Below are 18,284 nucleotides of genomic sequence, written 5' to 3'. Positions count from 1 at the left end.
GCCCGGTCAGCGCACGCCGACGATCGACTCGGCGATCGACAGGTAGCGGTCGAGCAGCGGGTCGAAGCTCAGCGGCGCCTCGGGCCGGTACCAGGTCGCGACGCCTGCGCACATCGACGCGATCGCCCGCCCGGCGTCGCCGGGGTAGGGGGTGTGGAAGACCCCGTCGGTGACGCCGCGCTCGATGATCTGGTCCAGCAGCGCCTGCAGCTCGTCGCGGCGGTCGACGTACTTGCGCCGGTTGCCGGGCTCCAGGCTGCGCAGCTCGCTGGTGGACACGATCGCGCCCTTGCGGCGGTAGACGTGGAACAGGAGCATGCTCGACACCAGGGCGTCGAACTGCGAGCGCGGGTCGGACTCGGCCTGGGCGACCGCGAACCGGCTGCGCTCGACGAGCTCGTCGACGATCACCATCATGAGGTCGAAGAGGATGTCCTGCTTCGACTTGTAGTGGTGGTAGATCCCGGGCACCGAGAGGCCCGAGCGATCGGCGAGCTGGCGGGTCGTCGTGCCGTGGTAGCCCTTCTCGGTGAACACGTCGAGCGCGGCGGCGAGCACCCGCGGCAGGTCCTGCTCGTGGTAGATCCGCCAGTCCTCGTAGGTGTCCGTCGGCAGCACCGTCGTCGCCGCGGCCGAGTCGCCGTTGCGCTTGCGCGCGAAGTCGATGAGCCACTGCAGCGCGTCGACGTCGTCGACCGCGCCCGTGCTGGTGACCCGGCGCGGGGAGGTCCCCTGGAGGATGCGCTTGACCGGCACCTCCAGCCGCTTGCCGGTGCGCGTCCGGGGGAGTGCGGGGGCGACGATGATCTCGTCGGGGACGTGCCGGCGGGAGGTACGCCCGGCGATCGTCTCGACGATGCGCGAGCGCAGCCCGGAGTCGTCGGCGACGCCCTCGGCGACGACGAACAACGGCATCCAGTAGCCGCCCTCGGCGAGCTCGACGCCCACGACGAGGCTGTCGCTGATCTCGGGCAGCGAGTCCAGCGCCTCGTAGATCTCGGCGCTGCCGAGGCGGACGCCGTTGCGGTTGAGGGTGGAGTCGGTACGGCCGTGGATCATGATCGTGCCGCGCTCGGAGATCGTGATCGAGTCACCGTGGCGCCACACGCCGGGGAAGACGTCGAAGTACGCGTCGCGGTAGCGCTCGCCCTCGGGGTCGTCCCAGAACGCGATCGGCATCGACGGCATCGGCTGGGTGATCACCATCTCGCCGGTCTCGCCGTCGGGGAGCCGGTTGCCCTTCTCGTCCCACACCTCCAGCGCGACGCCGAGAGCGGTCCCGCTGATCTCGCCGTCGTACACGGGGAGGTTGGGGGCGCTGGCCACGAAGATGCCGACGATGTCGGTGCCACCGCTCATCGAGCCGACCTGGAGGTCGGCCCGCACGTGGTCGCGGACCCAGTGGTTGCTGCTGGCCGGCAGCACCGAGCCGGTGACGCCGATCAGCTCGAGCGCGGACAGGTCGAGGTCGCGGCCGGGCTCCAGCCCGTCGCGCGCGCTGGCCTGGAGGTAGCCGGGGCTGGTGCCGAACACCGTGACCCCGAGGTCCTGCACGACCCGCCAGAGCAGACCGGTGTCGGGGTGGGTCGGGCTGCCGTCGAACAGCACGATGGTCGCGCCGTGCAGGAGCCCGCAGATCTGGGCGTTCCACATCATCCAGTTGGGGGTGGTGAACCAGAAGAAGACGTCGGCCTCGTCGACCCCCATGTGGAAGCCGGGGGAGACGAGCTGCTCCAGCAACGCGCCGCCGTGCCCGTGCACGATGCCCTTGGGGCGCCCGGTGGTGCCGGACGTGAAGAGCACCCAGAGCGGGTGGTCGAACGGTACGTCGACCGGCGTCGCCACCGGCTTGCTGAACCGCTGGAGCTGCTCCCAGGTGACGTCGCACGGCGTCGTGTCGTCGCGGTAGACGCCGCCGGTCTCGATCGAGACGACCAGCGCGTCGACGGGCAGCAGCACGCGGAGCTCGGCCACGGCCTCGCGCCGGTCCTGCTTCTCGCCCTTGAACAGGTAGCCCGTGCCGGCGATGAAGACGGTCGGGTCGAGCTGGCCGAGGCGGTCCATCGCCGCAGCGGGGGCGTAGTCCATGCCGGTCTGGGACCAGACCGCGCCCAGCGTCGCGGAGGCGAGGAAGGCGACCACGCCCTCGATGCAGTTGGGCAGGTAGGCCACGATCCGGTCGCCCTGGCCGATGCCGCGATCGGCGAGGGCCCCGGCGACGGCGGCGACCTGGTCGCGCAGCTGGCCGAAGGTGATCGACTCGCGGTGCCCGTCGTCGCGGACGAGGACGATCGCCTCGCGCTCCGCGGCGCCGTGCTTGAGCATCTCCCGGGCGAAGTTCAGCGTCGCGCCGTGGAACCAGCGGGCCCCCGGCATCTCGTGGGACGAGAGCACCTCCGTCGCCTCGGTCGCGAAGTCGACGCCGAAGTAGCGGGCGACCGACTCCCAGAACCGCGCGGGTTCGGCGGCGGACCAGGCCTGCAGCTCACGGAAGTCCCGCGGGTCGGCGAGCGTGACGACGCCCTCCTTGCCGAGCCAGCGAGCGAAGTCCACCACCCGAGAGCTGTCGATCTGGTCGTCTGTGGGCAGCCACGCTGCCTCGACAGTCACGTCCGCACATCCCCTTTCGATTGCCACATCTGCTCGTTCGCTGCTCATCGGCGGTTCGGCAGCAGTGACCCACGGGTGATCACGACGTCGATCGCAACAGCAAGGATAAGGACACCGCCGGTCGCGAAGCTCTGGACTTCGGTGGACATGCCGAGCAGCTGGACGCCGTTGTTGATCGACCCGATGACGAGCGCGCCCAGGAGCGCGGCCCACACGGTCCCGCGGCCGCCGAACAGGCTGACCCCGCCGACCACCGCCGCGGCGATCGCGTTGAGCATCAGGGGGCCGCCGCCGGAGGAGTTCGACACGGCGAGCAGGCGCGAGGCCTCCACCATGCCGGCCACCGCGGCGCACACGCCGAGGACGAGGAAGGAGTAGACGACCATACGGGAGACCGGGATGCCGGCGCGCTGCGCGGCCTCGCGGTTGCCACCGACGGCGTACAGGTGCGTCCCGTAGCGGGTCCGGCCCGTGGCGTACGCCGCCAGGAGCAGCATGCCGACCAGGATCAGCACCGGCAGGGGGAGTCCGGGGCCGCCGCCGAGCACGGCGATCGCGCCGAAGATCACGACGCCGCTGACCACGGCGGGCACACCGACCGCGACGAGCAGGGAGGACGTCGCCTCGGCTCCGCGCTCGCGCTGGGCGCGGTAGCGGGTGGCGCAGAAGAGCAGCCAGCCCACGGCTCCGAGCGCGATGCTCCAGCCGGACGGGATGTAGGTGGAGGAGATCTTGGCGTAGTCGGTGCCGGCCACGTTGATCGTGAACTCGGGCGGCAGCACGACGAGCAGGAGGCCCTGGAGGATGACCATGCCGCCGAGGGTGACGATCAGGGACGGCACCCCGAAGATCACGGCGAGCACCTCGGCCAGGACGAACAGCAGCCCGACGGCCACCCCGCCGAGGATCGCCAGCCACAGCGGCCACTCGCTCTTGATCGCGAGCTGCGCGGTCACCGTCGCGCAGACGCCGGACAGCATGGCCGACGACAGGTCGATCTCGCCGACGAGGAGGACGAACACCACGCCGAGCGCGAGGATCGCCGTCGTGACGATCTGCAGCGTCAGCGTGGTGATGTTGCCGGACGTCAGGAACGCCGAGTTCTGCGAGTAGAAGTAGGTCCAGATCAGGCCGAGCACCAGCAGCACGGGGATGCTGCGGTACTTGCCGCTGAGTCCCTCGACCAGGCGCGAGAGCAGGGGAGTGTCCACCTCGCCGGGCGCGGCCGTGGTCGGCGGGAGCGGGATCTGCTGCGTGGTCATCGGCTGCCCTCACGGGTTCGAGGAGCCTCGTGGGCCCCGGTGATTGCGGCGATCAGGTCGCTGGAGGTGTAGTCGCCGCGGCCGAACTCGGCGACCTTGCTGCCCAGGCGCATGACGACGACGCGGTCGGCGACCTCCTGGACGTCCTTGAGGTCGTGGGAGATCACGAGCACGCCGCGGTTCTGGGACTTCAGGCGCAGGATCAGGTCGAGCACCTCGGCGCGCTGGGTCACGCCCAGGGCCGCGGTCGGCTCGTCCAGCAGCACGAGGCTGGGGTCGGAGATGAGGGCGCGGCAGATGGCGATGCCCTGGCGCTGGCCGCCAGAGAGCCCGCCGACCGGCGCGGTGAGCGAGCGGAGGCGTACGGCGAGGCTGTCGAGCACCTTGCGGGCCTCGACCTCCATGCGGTGCCGGCTCAGCGGCCGGCCGCGCAGGAGTCCTCCGGTGAGCTCCTGGCCGAGGAACAGGTTGCGGACCGCGTCGAGGTTGTCGCACAGGGCCAGGTCCTGGTGGACCGTGTGGATCCCGGCGCTCTGCGCGGCGCGCGGGGTGTCGAGGCGCACGGACTCGCCGCGCACCCGGATCGCACCCGCGTCGGGGTGCTCGACGCCCGAGATGACCTTGATGAGCGTGGACTTTCCGGCTCCGTTGTCGCCCACGAGGGCGACGACCTCACCGCGGTGGAGCTCGAGGTCGACCTCGTGGAGCGCACGCACGCCACCGAAGTACTTCGAGACCTGGCTCAGCTGCAGCAGCAGCTCACCGGCGTCAGGCATGGGGGATTTCCTCCCTGAGTAGGGGTGGTTCGGGTGGGGTGCGGCCGCCGGTCCGCCGGACGGGTGGATCGGCGGCCGCACTCCCGACGTGGACGGTCGGTCAGCCGACCTTCGCCTTGCAGGTGGGCGTGCTCGCGGCGGGACCGCCGTCGCAGATCTGCTCCCACGTGAAGATGCCGAGGTCGACGGCCTGCTGGACGATCTCGCCCGGGTCCTTGCCGTCCTCGAGGTGGATCAGCGTGGTGTCGAGCTTGGCGGTCGGGATGTCGTCGGTCCCGTTGTTGACCTCGTCCTTGACCAGGTCGGACGGCGGGTCCTCGCCCTTCATCGCGGCCAGCGCGATCTTCGCCGCGGCCTCGGCCTCGACCGAGAACGCCTTGAGGACGGTGTCCTGCTGGTCACCGGTCAGCAGGTACTGCAGACCGGTCAGCTCGGGGTTCTGCCCGCCGTAGACGGGGATGTCGGCGTTCTTGCCCTTGAGCGCGGCGATGATGCCGGACGCGTTGCCGTCGTAGAACCCGAGGAACGCGTCGATCTTGCCCTGGGTCTTGGTCAGGCACTGCTCGGCCGCCTTCTGGGCGTTGTCGGGCGCCCAGTCCTTGATGTAGTCCTCGCAGACCACGTTGAGCGTGCCGTCGTCGATGAGGGGCTTGAGCACCTCGTCCTGACCCTTGAGCATCTCGGTCGTGTAGACGTCGCCCTTGTTGCCGTACTGGCGGGCGAGGTCGACCGAGCCGCTGCCGAACGCGCCGGCCTCGACCTGGCTCTTGAAGTACTCCGCCTGCTGGATGCCGACCTTGTAGGGGTCGAAGATCACCTGGGCGTAGAGCGGGCCGTTGAGCGGCGGGTTCTCGTAGCCGATCACCGGGACCTTCGCCGTCGCGGCGGCCTGGAGCAGACCCGCGCTGGTGTTGGGGTCGGCCGCGACGACGACGAGCGCCTTGGCGCCGGCCGCGATGGCGGCGTTCGCCTGCGACAGCTGGGTCGCGGAGTCGCCGCCACCGTTGACGAACTTCACCTCGACGTCGGGGTCGAGCGCCTTGATGGCCTTCTCGAAGTCCGGTCCGTCCTGCTGGATGTAGCGGGTCGGCGTCGTGTTGGGCGCCATGAAGTAGACGAGCTTCTTGCCCGACGACGAGTCGCCCCCGGAGCCGCCGTCGTCGGCGCAGGCCGCCGTCACCAGGCTGAGCCCCGCCACGATCGCGACCAGACCGAACTTGGCCCGGGCCTTTCTACTGCCTTGCATCTGTTTCTCCTTCGAGGGTGTCGCCCAGAGCGCCCGAGCCGACTCGTGGGGTGCGGTGACCGGGAGTGGTCAGGGGCGTACGTCGTGCAGGTCGGCGGTGATCTGGAGCGCGAGGTGCTTGGAGTAGACGCGGACCCACGCCAGCGGGCCGCCCATGAACCAGAACCCCGGCTGGCCGGTACGGCGGTAGAGCCCGCCGATCTCTCCGTCCTCACCGATGCCCAGCACGGTGGGGAGCTTGTCGGCGACGCCGTCGCCGAAGAGACGCCGCGCGGTCTCGCGCATGTTGGAGTAGCCCGTCGCCAGGACGACCAGGTCGGCGTCGAGCTCACGCCCGTCGTCGAGCCGGATCCCGTGCGGCGTGAACTCCGCGAGGCCGGCGCCCTGGGCGAGCCCGATCTTGCCCTCGGCGATGAGGCCGGACGCACCGACGTCGATGTAGTAGCCGCCGCCCTTGGCCAGCGCGAAGCCCATGAGGCCGGTGCCGTCGGGGCCGTCGTTGAGCTGGAAACCGACCGCCTCGAGCGAGGCGAGCAGGTCCTTGTCGAGCTCGGCGGTGCGCTTGACGCCCTCCTTGGCGTCCTGGAGCACGAGCGGCCAGGGATAGGCGCTCGCCAGCAGGTCGGCGTACTCGGTGGGCGGACCGGACTCGGTGAAGTTGGCCCCGAAGATCGCCGGGATGCCGTTCTTCTGGCTGATGATGTGGGTCGACGAGCGCTGCACCAGCGTCACGTCCGCACCCGCCTCGTGCAGGTCCTGGGCGATGTCGTGACCGCTGTTGCAGGCACCGACGACGATCGCCTTCTTGCCGGCCCAGCTGCCGCCGGCACCGTGCTTGCTGGAGTGGTAGACCGTGCCCGCGAAGCCGTCGCGCCCCGGGAAGTCGGGGATGTTGGGCTCGCCGGCCGCACCGGTCGCCAGCACCACGTTGCGCGGACGCAGGGTGCGCTCGCCGTCCTTGGTCCGGACCGACAGGGTCCAGGCGCCGGCCTGGTCGTCGTACACGGCGTCGGTCATCTCGGCCGAGCACCACACGTTGAGCTCCATCGCCTGGGCGTAGAACTCGAACCAGTCGGCGATCTTGTCCTTGGGGGAGTAGATCGGCCACGACTGCGGGAACGGCAGGTAGGGCAGGTGGTCGGCCCAGACCGGGTCGTGCAGCACCAGCGAGTGGTAGCGCCGTCGCCAGCCGTCGCCGATCCGCTCGCTCTTCTCCAGGATCAGGGCGTCGACGCCCATCAGCCGCAGGTTGGCCGCCAGGGCGAGCCCACCCTGACCCGCACCCAGGATCACCACGTCGGGCTCCCGGTCGGCGTAGGCCAGCGCGTCCTCGCGCTTGTCCTTCCAGTTGCGCTGCGTCGTCGCGCCGACCTCGTGCCGCGGCCCGGTCGGACGCCGTCCGCCCAGCGCCCGCTCGTGGCCCTTGACGTCCTCGGCACCCGTCATCACGGTCCAGGCGCGCCACCCGCCGTCGTTCTGCCGGATGCGCGCCACCCCACGGCACCAGGCACCCGCCGTCTCGAACGCGAAGAAGCCCTCGATCGAGCCCCCGCCGCCCTCCTCGGCGACGAAGCGCGGACCGAAGTCGCTCACCAGCCGCACCCCGGTCACCTTCGCCGCCGCGAGGTGCTCGTCGAGCAGCCCGGCGATCTTGTCGGTGCCGTGGTACGTCCCGAGGTCCCAGCTGAGCGCGAGGAGGTCGCGCCACCAGCAGCCTGCATCGAGCAGTGCCGTGGCCGCGGCGGTGTCCGCCGTCTCCATCGCCTCCGCGAAGTCCGTGAGCCAAGCCTGGAAGGCCGCCTTCACCTCGTCAGGTGACGAGTCGGTGTCAACCCTCACGTGAGTCCCTCCTTGTGGACCTCGACGGCCCTGATCGGGCCGACCGAGCGATCGCTCGGTGGACGGGAGTGTTGCACACGTCACAGGGGGAGCGGAAGGGACTCGGCGGGAATTCGGGTGCGATCGGGACCCCCGGGCGGCCTAGGGTGGGCTCGTGCAGGACCCTGACGTGGCCCCGGTCGAGGCGATCCTCAGCCGGGCAGCCGCACGCTCGCCGGCGCCGGAGCTGCCCACCGACGGGCCTCGGCTCCCGGTCGTGCACGCGCTGTGGATCTGCGCCTGCGTGACGATGGACGACGCGCCGACCTGGCTCGTCTACGTCACGGCCGACGGGGGACTGGGGTGGTCACGGATGCCCGACGGCGAGGAGCCGCTCGACCTGGTCGAGGCGCGGTGGGAGACCGGCGGGCACTGTGCGCCGGCACAGGTGCTGGAGTGGCTCCGGACCGGGGAGCCGGACGGCTTGCTGCAGGGCCACGGCGCCGCGGATCGGGTCGTGGTCGACGCGATCGCCGACCGCGTCCGGGCCTAGCGCAGGCCCTGGATCATGGCCGGAACGGGCGTGAGCGAGATGAAATCGATGCTCCGCCAACGCCGCCCGGTTCGCTGAGACGCCCGCTCCGGGAACCTCGGCGTCCACGGGCGTGCTGTCGATGCGGCACATGCCGGAGGACAGCGCTGTCAGAACGAACGACGGGGCGCCGCCCTCGGGGCTCAGCGCGATGCCGAGCGACTTGACGTGGCCAGGACCGAACCGTGCTTGCCGTCCCAGCGGGTCGGCGTACCTCAGGTGGTGGTGAGCTCAGCGACCGGAATCGGGAACTCGGCCTAGGTGCCGTTCCCTGAGATGCCGGCAGCGTCGAGGCCGACCACAGGAGAGGCCGCGGCGACCCAGGAGGCGAACCTCAGCAATGCTCAACCTTCACCACATGACATAATGTCACTTATCGGCGAATGGGGAACGAGGGTAAGAGTAGGTCCCCGCTGCTGAAGTTGCGGGGCATCAACCTCTCCGAGAGCCAGGATTCCCGTCGACACCTGAGAGACTCGTAGCCGTGCGTGCAGCCCCACCAACCGCAAGCGAGTCGGAGTTCTTCGACCGTCTCAGCGCGCTCGTTCGGGACGCTCAGGACTGGTATCACGTCGACCACGACGGGACGCTCTGGATGACTGCCTCGTACGACGACATGATCGACGGCGTCCTGGCTGCCACGTGGCGCATCGACTTCGACGGGCTGGAACTGGTCGGCGGGAAGAGCCCCGCGTACCTGAACTGGGACGACGGCGTTCGAGGCCGCGCAACAGGGATGAGCCTCGAGCCGCCAGACGGCTTGGTCGCGAGCGTTTCCTCAGCCGAGCAAGCCGCGCAGGTAGCTGCGCACTGGTTCGACCAGGTCACGCACGGACGCGCCTCAACTTAGCGCCCGCTGATCTCTGCCGCGATCCGGGTGAGTCCGGCACCGCTACTCCCGGCCTACCAGCTCCCGTTCATGCCAGTTTGGTCAGGGACTCCTCGACAGGCTGCTCAGACTCCGGTCCGCCCGTCGATCCCCTCCCGCAGCAGGTCAGCATGACCGCAGTGCTGCGCGTACTCGGTGATCATCCGGAGCACCAGCCAGCGCAGGTCGACGTCCTCGTACCAGTCCAGCGGACGCGCGGTGTCGTCGAGCTCGTGAGCCGCCACGATCTCGCGGGAGGTCGCGCACTCGGCGCGCCAGGTCTCCAGGTCGGCGTCAAGATCGGCGTCCGCGGGCAGGTCGAAGTCGAGGTTCGGGTTGTCCTCGGTGAAGAACAGGAACGGGACGTCGCGTCGTTCGAAGTTCTGCTGGAACCACCAGCGCTCGCAAGCGGCGAGATGGCGGACCAGGCCGTGCAGCGACATGGTCGACGGTGGCATGGATCTCGTGCGCGCCTGATCCGCGGTCAAGCCGCGGCACTTGAGCTCCACGGTCGCCCTGTAGTGGTCCAGGTACGCCGACAGCGCCTCGCGCTCGCCGGCCACGCGCGGGATGCGCGGGCGGTCGTCGTCGGTCCACTTCGGAGAGTAGGCGTCGTCCGCCAGACCGGACTCCGTGCCGACGGTGCCTTTTCCCGAGTTGCCGCTCACCCACGACAGCCTGCCATGACCTGGCCTTCGTCCGGCACCTCTCGGTGCGGGACGGCGTCGCTAGTCTTCAGCCGGATCCGACGGGATCCGCTACCGAGAGGAGCACGCGATGCCGTACCGAGTTGTCGATCTGGAGAACGTGCCCGGCGTGGGCACCTTCGAGAGTCGCGTCCAGGAACTGCTCAACGGTGCGGAGAACGAGGGCTGGACGCTCGTGCAGGCCATGCCCGGCAGGTCGGGCGCTGCCGACGGCCCGTACCTCGTCCTGCACAAGGACAAGCCGCCCCGGAAGGAATGGCGGCCGTGACCTAGCGCGGACGCAGCGCCAGGAACGTTCGCACCCGATCGAGCAGCAACGCGGCCGCCTCCGGGTCGTAGGCGTCGAGCGAGGAGTCGGCGAAGAGGTGCTGCTCCCCCGGGTACACGAACAGCTCGGCGTCAGGTGTCGAGGCGGCGAGCTCGCGGGCGGCCGGGAGGTCCTCGTCGAAGAACTCGTCGCCCTCCTTGCCGTGCACCTGCACCGGTACGCCGTCCGGCCACGCGCTGCCGAACTCCCCCACAGGCAGGCAGGAGTACATGAGGAGCGCGCCGCGGGCGCCGGGGCGGGTCTGGGCGAGGCGTTGGGCGATGGTGACGCCGAAGGAGAAGCCCGCGTAGACGAGGTCCGGGCCGAGTGGGTCGGCGGCGGCGAGTCCGCGGGCGCGGAGCGCGTCGAAGCCGGCGTCGCGGGCGTGGGAGAAGCCGTCGTCGATGCTGGCGAAGGTGCGGCCGTCGAACAGGTCGGGCGTGTGCACGGTGTGGCCGGACTCGCGCAGGTCGTCCGCGAACGCCCGTACGCCGTCGGTCAGGCCCTGGATGTGGTGGAAGAGCAGTACCTCGGCCATGCCAGCACCCTAGGCGCCGCGCGACCACATCCGCAGCACCCGCACCTGGACCACGCCCGCGACGACCCACCACGCGAACGCCCCCGCGACACCCGCGTCGACGAGACCGAGGACGACGGCGAGCAGCCAGACCACGACGGCCAGCGCGAGCGTCAGGAGCGCGCGGCCCACCGCCCGCCCCGGCGTACGACGCCACGCCTCCCCCGTGCGCCGGGCCGGGTGTCCGGCGGCGACGGTCATCAGCGGTCCCGGCAGCACTGCCAGCAGGAGGAGCGCGGCGGGTGGGAGCACGACGAGCAGGGCGCTGACCGCGACGACGGACCCGGCGGACCACACCAGCAGCCGCAGGTCGGGTCCGGTCCAGGCGGCGGCCGAGGGCGCGGCGGTCCAGGAGGCCGTGACCGCCAGGGACAGCGCGATCGCGAGGCCGGCGACGAGCGCCGGGAGCAGGAGGCCGCCGGGGCCCCGCCCCAGCGCCGGGACGACGCTCGCGGCCTGCACCAGCGCGGTCAGGGTCAGCGTGACGCCGGCGATCGGCAGCCGAGCAGCCGTGGCAGCCGGGGCGGCGGTGTCGGCGTTCATCGGCCCTCCGCCGCGTCCGCGAGCACGTCCGCGATCGAGCCCGCGTAGACGACCTTCTCCCCCACCCGGATCTCGACGACGTCCGGGTCGTCGGCCGGCGAGCGCGAGCTGAGGACCTCGCCGTCGACGGTCGTCCCGGTGCAGGTGACCTCGCCGGCGGCCGACGCGATGCAGTCCGGGACGACCAGGAACGAGGTCTCCGCCGCGAGCAGGAAGTCGATGGTCGCGACCCGGACGTTCGAGGCCCGGTCGCCGCTGACGGGCGCGAGACCCTCGTACACCGAGTCGACCGAGCTCGCGGCCACGGCGACCGCACCGACGGTCGCCAGCCCGGCGACGGCGAGGATCGCGCGCCGGGCGCGCGGGGTGTGCGGCACGCGCTCGGCGACGGCGACGAGGGCGCGGACCGGCCAGGGTGCGGTGCTCATCGGCCGGCCGCCTGCTCGTGGGCGGTGATCCGGGCCAGGTGGGTCATCCGCTCCGCCTCGAGCGTGGCGTCGGTGACGCCGTCGAGGGGGAACGGCGCGGGCAGCAGCAGCTCGGTGTTGCGGTCGAGCGGCGAGCCGCGGCGCATCAGGGGCGACTCGACCCAGTCGTTGAGGGCGAGCTCGCGGCTGCGCGAGGCGAGGTCCACGGCCGACCCGTCCCCCGTCGGTACGGCGGGCGACGCGTGGTCGATGACGGTGGTGAAGAGCGACAGCGTCCCGTCGCGGTTGTCGACGATCTCGACGGTCTGCTGCTGCTGGGGGAAGTCGATGCACGAGGCGGTCGTGATCTCCCAGAACCCGCTCTCCCCCGATCGGTGGGCGAGGATCTGGTTGACGTGGGTGTGCCCGTTGAGCCAGGCCACCGCGACCGGGTGCCGCAGCAGCAGCTCGACCACGTCGGACGAGTGGTGCAGGCGCTCGGTCGCGCCCGGCCGGTGCGACGGGTTGTCGAGGGTGCGGCTGTTGTGGTGCGAGGCGACGAGCACGAGCCGGTGGTCGCGCTCGGCCTGCTGGAGCTCGCGCTCGAGCCACTGGAGCTGGCTCTCGACGACGGCGCCGTCCGGGCCGGCGACGGCGTTGCAGGTGTCGAGCCCGAGCAGCCGGACGGTGCTGCTGAGGTCGGCACGCCACCAGGTCTCGCCGGTGCGCAGGTTGCGCTCGGTGAAGCCGTGGCCGACCGGGCCGGGGCGCGAGGCCGTGCGGAAGTGCTCGGCCATGAAGGCCTTCTGGTCGAAGAGCCGGCGCTCCGGGTTCGCCGGCACCGACTTCGTGCCGGGCGCGCCGAGCAGCTCGCGGGCGACGCCACCGGCCTGCGTCCAGGCGCTGTTCTGGGCGGCGTAGTCGGTCAGCATCGTCGAGAGCGTCGTCGGCATCGAGTAGGACTTGCGGCTCCCGACGGCCATCCGCTCCATCTGCTCGGTCACGCCGAAGGCGCCGAACAGCAGGACGTCGTGGTTGCCGAAGACGGCGTACCAGGGCGCGGCGAGGCCGATCGAGCGGACCTTGCGGCCCACGGCCTGGTCGAGGAGGCCGGGCAGGCGCGGGTAGCCGTAGCGGGCGTACGCGCTGCCCTTCGGGTCGTCGGGACGGTAGGCCCACGCGGCGTCCGCCCACGCCTGGACGCCGTGGTAGCGGTCGCCGCCGGAGCCGGGGTCGACGGTGCCGCCGTCGAGCAGGTCGATGTACCAGCGCAGCTCGAGGTTCGACAGCATGTCGGCGCTGTCGCCGGTGACCACCGCGGCGCCCATCGGCGCCCGGGTGAGCGGGCTGAACCGGGCCTGGTGGAAGCCGTCGACCATCGCCGCGACGGTCGCCACGGTGAGCTGCTCGTGCGGCCGGAAGGCGCCGGCCCAGGTCGACTCGCTCTGCACGATCATCGGCTCCATGCGGCACGGCGACTGGGCGTCGATGAGGTGCAGGTCCGAGAGGTGCGCGAGGTAGAGCAGCGACCGGCGGTCCTTCACCCGCCCCGCGTCCGGCGTACGGCGGAGCAGGTCGAGGCGCGGCAGGTAGGGCTCGCCGGCGCCGGTCGTGAGCCGGCGGTACTCCCCCTGCACGACCGAGCCGCGCAGCAGTGTCTGCTGGAGCGTCGACGGGATGTCGTCGAGGCGCGCCGCCGGACCGACCGCGGCCAGTCGCCGGGCCACCTGGGCACCGAAGGCGTCCGCCTGGAGACCGCCGGCGGCCGCGAGCGCCCCGACCCCGTGCACGAACGCGCGCCTGCTCAGCCCCGCCACACCCGAGTCCTCATGCCGCTCCCCTGCCCTCCGCGAATTGGATACACAATGTATCGAGCAGGCGCGGCGACGGGAAGGGGCACGCCCGATCGACCTAGACTGCTCGCCATGCGCAGCCGTGCCGACACCCAGCAGCGCCTGGTCGCGGCGGCCCGCGAGGTGTTCGCCGAGCACGGCATCCGGGGCGCCAGCGTCAGCGCCATCTGCGCTCGCGCCGGGTTCACCCGCGGGGCGTTCTACTCCAACCATGCGAGCAAGGAGGAGCTCTTCCTCGAGCTCTACCGGATCGAGTCCGACGAGCAGGTACGCCGGCTGCGCGAGGCCGTCGCCGGCGTCCTCGGCGCGCCGGAGCGCGCACCCGACCCGGTCGTGCTCACCCAGCACCTCGCCCGTGCGGTCGCGGCGACCTTCCGGCTCGATCCCGCGTGGTTCCGGCTCACCACCGAGTTCGAGGTGCACAGCCTCGACCAGCCCCACGTGCGCGCGGCCATCGCCGACCTCGACCGCGCGATGCGCGCCGCCGTCGAGGAGGTCGCGACCGAGGTGCTGGCCGCGGCCGGCGCGTCCGCGTCGCTGCCGGTCGCCGAGCTGGCCGACACGATCATCGGCATCTACAACGACGCCGTACGACGAGCGCTGCTGACCGGAGACACCGACGGCACCGTGCGCCACGCGATCGACACCGTCATCCCCCACGTGGTGGCCGCCCTCCTCACCGAGGAGGCCCGGTGAGGCTCGGGCTCGCCCACCTGGTCGACCCCCGGTTGCTCCCGCTCGCGGAGCAGTCCCGCGCCTTCTACGACGGCCGGGTGCCGGGCCGCGGTCCGTCCGGCCCGGCCGAGCTCGACGCCCTCCGCGCCGCGGTGCCCGTGCCCGTCCCGGCGGACCCGCCTCCGCTCACCGAGCTCGTCGGTGCTGACGGCCACACCGTGCCCGTGCGGATCCACCTGCCGGCCGGCGTACCGCCCGCGGGTGTGGTGCTCGAGCTGCACGGCGGCGGCTTCTACCTGGGCTCGGCCGCGGCGAGCGACGTCCGCAACCGACGGCTCGCCGACGCACTCGGTGTCGTGGTGGTGAGCGTGGACTACCGCCTCGCCCCCGAGCACCCCTGGCCGGCCGCTCCGGACGACTGCGCGAGCGTCGCGCTCTGGCTCGCCGAGCACGCCGCGGACCGCTTCGGGACCACCGAGCTGGCACTGCTCGGCTTCTCCGCGGGCTCGACGCTGGCCGCGGCCACCCTGCTCCGGATGCGCGAGCGCGGGCTCGCACCCTTTCGTACGGCGGTGCTGCAGTTCGGCACCTTCGACCTCAGCGGGCAGACCCCGGCCGGACGCCGGATCGCGGACGAGTACTTCCTCGACGCCTATGCCGGCGCGGCCGCCGACCGGACCCACCCCGACCTCTCCCCCGTCTATGCCGACCTGACCGGGCTGCCTCCGGTGCTGCTCGTCGTCGGGGCGGAGGACGTCCTGCTCGAGGACAACCTGGCGATGGCCGGACGGCTCGCTTCGGCCGGGGTCGACGTCGCGCTGAGCGTCTATCCCGAGGCGCCCCACGGGTTCACCGTGCACCCGACGCCCCTGGCCGCGGCGGCGACGGCCGAGATCGACGCCTGGCTCGCCGCGCACCTGACGTCCGGCGGCTAGGGCCGGGCCGGCTCAGACGTCGAACACCGACCAGCACAGGTCGTTGCGCAGCCGCTGGTCGTCGAGGACCAGGTCCCGGATCGCCTCCGGCAACCGCGAGCGCTGCCACGCGCACTCGCGCCGCCGTGCCTCCTCGCCCGGCACACCCTTCTCGTCCGGTACGGCGGCCCGCGCGGCCTTGATCGCGTAGGCGGCCGCGCCGAGCTCGTGCGCGGCGACGTGGGCGACGACCGCCGCCTGCCCGGCGGCGTAGGCAGCGTGCCGGGGCGCCCCGCGCAGGTCCCGGGCCGCGCCCATCGCGTGACCTCCGGCGGTGCGCGAGGCGGTCATCGTGATCTCGCCGCGGGTCCAGGCGCGGACCGCCGCGATCGCCGCGCGCGGCCGGGGGTCGTTGGGCCGGGCCGCCTCGAAGAGCGGCAGGACGTGCTCGGCGCACTCCGCGGCCCACTGCGCGAGCAGGTGGTGGTCGGCGTCGGTCAGCGACCCGCCGCGGCGCAGGGTCGTGAACCGGGGGTCCCGGACCGGCGGCAGGATCATGGCCGCCACGCTAGTCGTCGCACGGCGCGGTCTAGGCTTGCGCGGATGAGCCTCCTCGTCGCGACCGACCTCGACGGGACCCTGCTCCCCTACGACAGCGACTCCGTGCCGCCGTACACCGCCGAGGTGCTGCGCCGCGCCGACGCCGCCGGAGTGCCGATCGTCTTCGTGACGGCCCGGCCGCTGCGCTGGATGGAGCCGTTGTGGCGCTACGTCGGCGAGCACGGCCGGGCGATCGTGTCCAACGGCGCCATCACGTACGACGTCCACCGGCGCACGCCCGTGGCCGTCAGCGGGATCGATCCCGGCCCCGGCCTGGAGCTCGTCGCGGCCATCGCCGAGAGCGTGCCCGGTGCGTCCTTCGCGGTGGAGTGCCTCGACGGGATCCGGCAGGACCCGCACTGGGAGGAGCCCTACCACCTGCCGGCGGACGCGGTCCGCGGCCCGCTGGCCGACGTCTGGGACGCGACCGCCGTCAAGCTCCTGGTGCGCGCGCCCGGCAGCAGCGCCGACGTACTGCGCGACGGGGTCGTCGCGGCGGTCGGCGACCTGGCCACGCCCACCTGGTCGGTGCCGGGCCTCATGGAGATCAGTGCCACGGGCGTGACCAAGGCCAGCGCGCTGGTCGCGCTGTGCGCGGGGCTGGGGGTGGAGGCTGCCGACGTGGTGGCGTTCGGGGACATGCCGAACGACATCCCGATGCTGGCGTGGGCGGGGACGTCGTACGCGATGGCGGACGCGCACGAGAGCGTCCGCGAGGTGGCCGACCACGTCGCGCCGCCGTGCGCGGACGAGGGAGTCGCGCAGGTCCTCGCGACGCTGCTGTGAGCTGGCCGGGCTAGCCGGGCTGGCCCGAGAAGCGCTGCTCCTCGCGGTCGAGGAATCCCTCGACCTGCTTGAACGTCTCGGTGCTGAAGGCGCCGATGGAGCGCTCCTTGAGCAGGGCCTCGCGCATCGCGTCGAGGTAGCGGCGCTGCACGATGAACGCCTGCTCGCGCTGGCCCGGCTTGCTCTCGGCGGCGCGGTGGACGCCGGCGAGGAGCATCGGCAGGAAGCGCTCCTTGAGGGACTCGACGACGGCGGGGTCGAGCGGCTCGCCGTCGACACGCTGCTCGTCGAGCGGGCCGAGGGTGTCGGTGGCGTCCTCGGCGATCTGGCGCATCAGGGTGAGCAGGTCGTCGCGGCGCTCGGCGGGATCGGCCGAGGGGAAGTCCATCCGCCGGATCAGCGCGGGCAGGGTGAGCCCGAACAGGGCGAGCGAGACCATGGCCACCAGGCACGCCACGAGGACGACGGTGTCGCGGTGCGGCGTCCCGCTCGGGATGGTCTGGGCGGCCGCGAGCGTGACCACACCGCGCATCCCGGCCCAGGCGAGGACGACGTAGCCGCGGGCCGTGATGGGCTCGCGCTCCTCGAAGGCGATGTCGGCGCTGGCCCGCGCGATCCGGCGGCGGGCCCAGCGCAGGCGGGTCTCCTCGCGGTCGTCCTTGGGCTCCCAGGTGTCGACGCGCTGCTCGATCTGGTCGAGCCGCTCGCGGACCCGCTCGCTGCGGTCGGAGGGTCCGTAGCGACCGACCAGGGCGGGCCAGGCGAGACCGGCGAAGCGCAGCGCGACCAGTGCGGCCAGGACGAGCGCGACCATGCCGACGACCTCGCCGGTGCTGGTCTCGGCCTTGGCGTCGTCGATGAGCATGGGCAGCTGGTAGCCGAGCGCCAGGAAGACGCCGTTCTCGAGGATGAAGTTGATCGTCGCCCAGGTCGTCGTCTGGGTCTGCCGGTCGCGGGCGCTGAACCGCTTGGCCCCCATCGCGCCGGTGACCAGGCCGGCCACCACGACCGCCAGGACGCCGGAGGCGTGCATCTCCTCGGCCGGCACGTAGGCGAGGAAGGGCGTCACGAACGAGATCGTCGTGTTGAGCACCGGGTCGTCGAGCCGCTCGCGCACCAGCACCGTCACCCAGGCGACGAACCAGCCGGCCAACCCGGCGCCCACGACCGCCCACACGAAGTCGACCGAGGTCTCGCCGAGGCTGAACGCACCGGTCACGCCGACCGCGACGATCGCCGAGCGCAGGACGACGAGCGCGGACGCGTCGTTGACCAGGCTCTCGCCCTCGAGCACCGTCACCAGGCGGGGTGGCAGGCCCACCCGGCGCCCGACGGCGGTCGCGGCGACCGCGTCGGTCGGGCTCACCACCGCGCCGAGCGCGATGCCGAGCGCGAGCGGGATCGCCGGGAAGACCAGGTGCACCAGCAGCCCGACCACGACCGCCGACACGATCACCATGACCACCGAGAGCCACGTGATGAGCGAGAGGTTGCGGCGCAGGTCGATCACCGGCAGCTGCACGGCCGAGGCGTAGAGCAGCGGTGGCAGGACGCCGGCCAGGATGAGCTCGGGCTCCAGCTCGAGGTGCGGGGTCGCGGGGATGAAGCTCGTGCCGATGCCGAGCGCGACGAGCAGCAGCGGCGCCGCGACGCCCGTACGCCGGGAGAACACCGACGCGACGATGCTGATCGCCAGGCCGGCGGCCGCGATGAGGACGAACTCGTGACTCACCCGGGTGAGTC

The 18,284-nt window shown here is 72.0% G+C and carries 18 protein-coding genes; 6 read left to right on the top strand and 12 right to left on the bottom strand.

Annotation, left to right across the window (positions count from 1 at the left end):
- Window positions 1-6 precede the first annotated feature (6 nt).
- The 5 genes from M0M48_RS09155 to M0M48_RS09135 all read right to left on the bottom strand — a co-directional run bounded on the left by M0M48_RS09155 (window position 7) and on the right by M0M48_RS09135 (window position 7,733).
- Window positions 7-2,610, bottom strand: a complete 2,604-nt coding sequence (locus M0M48_RS09155; protein ID WP_257750881.1) for an acetoacetate--CoA ligase — start codon at window positions 2,608-2,610, stop codon at window positions 7-9.
- 44 nt (window positions 2,611-2,654) lie between these two features.
- Window positions 2,655-3,872 carry a sugar ABC transporter permease gene (locus M0M48_RS09150; RefSeq protein WP_215815896.1) on the bottom strand — a complete coding sequence of 406 codons (1,218 nt, stop codon included), beginning with the start codon at window positions 3,870-3,872 and terminating at the stop codon, window positions 2,655-2,657.
- Complete coding sequence (locus tag M0M48_RS09145; protein ID WP_215815897.1) at window positions 3,869-4,648, bottom strand: ATP-binding cassette domain-containing protein; 780 nt, start codon at window positions 4,646-4,648, stop codon at window positions 3,869-3,871. The genes M0M48_RS09150 and M0M48_RS09145 overlap by 4 nt, the downstream gene beginning before the upstream one ends.
- A gap of 100 nt (window positions 4,649-4,748) precedes the next feature.
- Complete coding sequence (locus M0M48_RS09140) at window positions 4,749-5,894, bottom strand: substrate-binding domain-containing protein (RefSeq protein ID WP_257750880.1); 1,146 nt, start codon at window positions 5,892-5,894, stop codon at window positions 4,749-4,751.
- A gap of 69 nt (window positions 5,895-5,963) precedes the next feature.
- The gene (locus M0M48_RS09135; RefSeq protein WP_257750879.1) at window positions 5,964-7,733 is read right to left on the bottom strand and encodes a flavin-containing monooxygenase; all 1,770 of its coding nucleotides are present in this window, start codon (window positions 7,731-7,733) and stop codon (window positions 5,964-5,966) included.
- A gap of 154 nt (window positions 7,734-7,887) precedes the next feature.
- Between M0M48_RS09135 and M0M48_RS09130 the strand changes: the two genes are divergently transcribed.
- Window positions 7,888-8,265, top strand: a complete 378-nt coding sequence (locus M0M48_RS09130; RefSeq protein ID WP_257750878.1) for a hypothetical protein — start codon at window positions 7,888-7,890, stop codon at window positions 8,263-8,265.
- Between the two features lie 523 nt (window positions 8,266-8,788).
- Entirely contained in the window at window positions 8,789-9,154 is a 366-nt protein-coding gene (locus M0M48_RS09125) for a hypothetical protein (RefSeq protein ID WP_257750877.1), read from the top strand.
- Window positions 9,155-9,258: 104 nt separating this feature from the next.
- Here M0M48_RS09125 and M0M48_RS09120 read toward each other — a convergent pair whose 3' ends face one another.
- Window positions 9,259-9,840, bottom strand: a complete 582-nt coding sequence (locus tag M0M48_RS09120) for a DinB family protein (RefSeq protein WP_257750876.1) — start codon at window positions 9,838-9,840, stop codon at window positions 9,259-9,261.
- A 109-nt stretch (window positions 9,841-9,949) separates the two neighbouring features.
- Here M0M48_RS09120 and M0M48_RS09115 point away from each other — a divergent pair, with 109 nt between their 5' ends.
- Entirely contained in the window at window positions 9,950-10,147 is a 198-nt protein-coding gene (locus M0M48_RS09115; RefSeq protein WP_257750875.1) for a hypothetical protein, read from the top strand.
- Between the two features lies 1 nt (window position 10,148).
- Here M0M48_RS09115 and M0M48_RS09110 read toward each other — a convergent pair whose 3' ends face one another.
- From M0M48_RS09110 to M0M48_RS09095, 4 genes are read right to left on the bottom strand one after another with little or no spacing between them, the layout of a single operon-like run.
- Entirely contained in the window at window positions 10,149-10,724 is a 576-nt protein-coding gene (locus tag M0M48_RS09110) for a dienelactone hydrolase family protein (RefSeq protein ID WP_257750874.1), read from the bottom strand.
- Window positions 10,725-10,733: 9 nt separating this feature from the next.
- Window positions 10,734-11,306 carry a hypothetical protein gene (locus tag M0M48_RS09105; protein ID WP_257750873.1) on the bottom strand — a complete coding sequence of 191 codons (573 nt, stop codon included), beginning with the start codon at window positions 11,304-11,306 and terminating at the stop codon, window positions 10,734-10,736.
- A complete protein-coding gene (locus M0M48_RS09100; RefSeq protein ID WP_215815906.1) occupies window positions 11,303-11,734 on the bottom strand; it encodes a hypothetical protein in 432 nt (143 codons plus the stop codon). Before M0M48_RS09100 ends, M0M48_RS09105 begins: the two co-directional genes overlap by 4 nt.
- A complete protein-coding gene (locus M0M48_RS09095) occupies window positions 11,731-13,530 on the bottom strand; it encodes a TIGR03767 family metallophosphoesterase (RefSeq protein ID WP_257750872.1) in 1,800 nt (599 codons plus the stop codon). The genes M0M48_RS09100 and M0M48_RS09095 overlap by 4 nt, the downstream gene beginning before the upstream one ends.
- A gap of 108 nt (window positions 13,531-13,638) precedes the next feature.
- Here M0M48_RS09095 and M0M48_RS09090 point away from each other — a divergent pair, with 108 nt between their 5' ends.
- Together M0M48_RS09090 and M0M48_RS09085 are read left to right on the top strand one after the other, a co-directional pair.
- On the top strand, window positions 13,639-14,262 hold the full coding sequence (locus M0M48_RS09090; RefSeq protein WP_257750871.1) for a TetR/AcrR family transcriptional regulator: 624 nt from the start codon (window positions 13,639-13,641) through the stop codon (window positions 14,260-14,262).
- Window positions 14,259-15,176, top strand: a complete 918-nt coding sequence (locus tag M0M48_RS09085; protein WP_257750870.1) for an alpha/beta hydrolase — start codon at window positions 14,259-14,261, stop codon at window positions 15,174-15,176. Before M0M48_RS09090 ends, M0M48_RS09085 begins: the two co-directional genes overlap by 4 nt.
- A gap of 12 nt (window positions 15,177-15,188) precedes the next feature.
- On the opposite strand, the gene M0M48_RS09080 is transcribed toward M0M48_RS09085, so the two are convergent.
- The gene (locus M0M48_RS09080; protein ID WP_257750869.1) at window positions 15,189-15,713 is read right to left on the bottom strand and encodes a putative immunity protein; all 525 of its coding nucleotides are present in this window, start codon (window positions 15,711-15,713) and stop codon (window positions 15,189-15,191) included.
- Between the two features lie 45 nt (window positions 15,714-15,758).
- Here M0M48_RS09080 and M0M48_RS09075 point away from each other — a divergent pair, with 45 nt between their 5' ends.
- Window positions 15,759-16,541 (top strand): HAD family hydrolase, encoded by a 783-nt coding sequence (locus M0M48_RS09075; RefSeq protein WP_257750868.1) that lies wholly within the window; start codon window positions 15,759-15,761, stop codon window positions 16,539-16,541.
- Window positions 16,542-16,551: 10 nt separating this feature from the next.
- On the opposite strand, the gene M0M48_RS09070 is transcribed toward M0M48_RS09075, so the two are convergent.
- The gene (locus M0M48_RS09070) at window positions 16,552-18,273 is read right to left on the bottom strand and encodes a cation:proton antiporter (RefSeq protein WP_215815912.1); all 1,722 of its coding nucleotides are present in this window, start codon (window positions 18,271-18,273) and stop codon (window positions 16,552-16,554) included.
- Between the last annotated feature and the right edge of the window lie 11 nt (window positions 18,274-18,284).

The sequence above is a fragment of the Pimelobacter simplex genome (genome assembly GCF_024662235.1).
Taxonomy (GTDB): Bacteria; Actinomycetota; Actinomycetes; order Propionibacteriales; family Nocardioidaceae; genus Nocardioides.
Note: the sequence above shows the minus strand (reverse complement) of the source record. Positions and strands in the feature narration are given on the sequence as shown.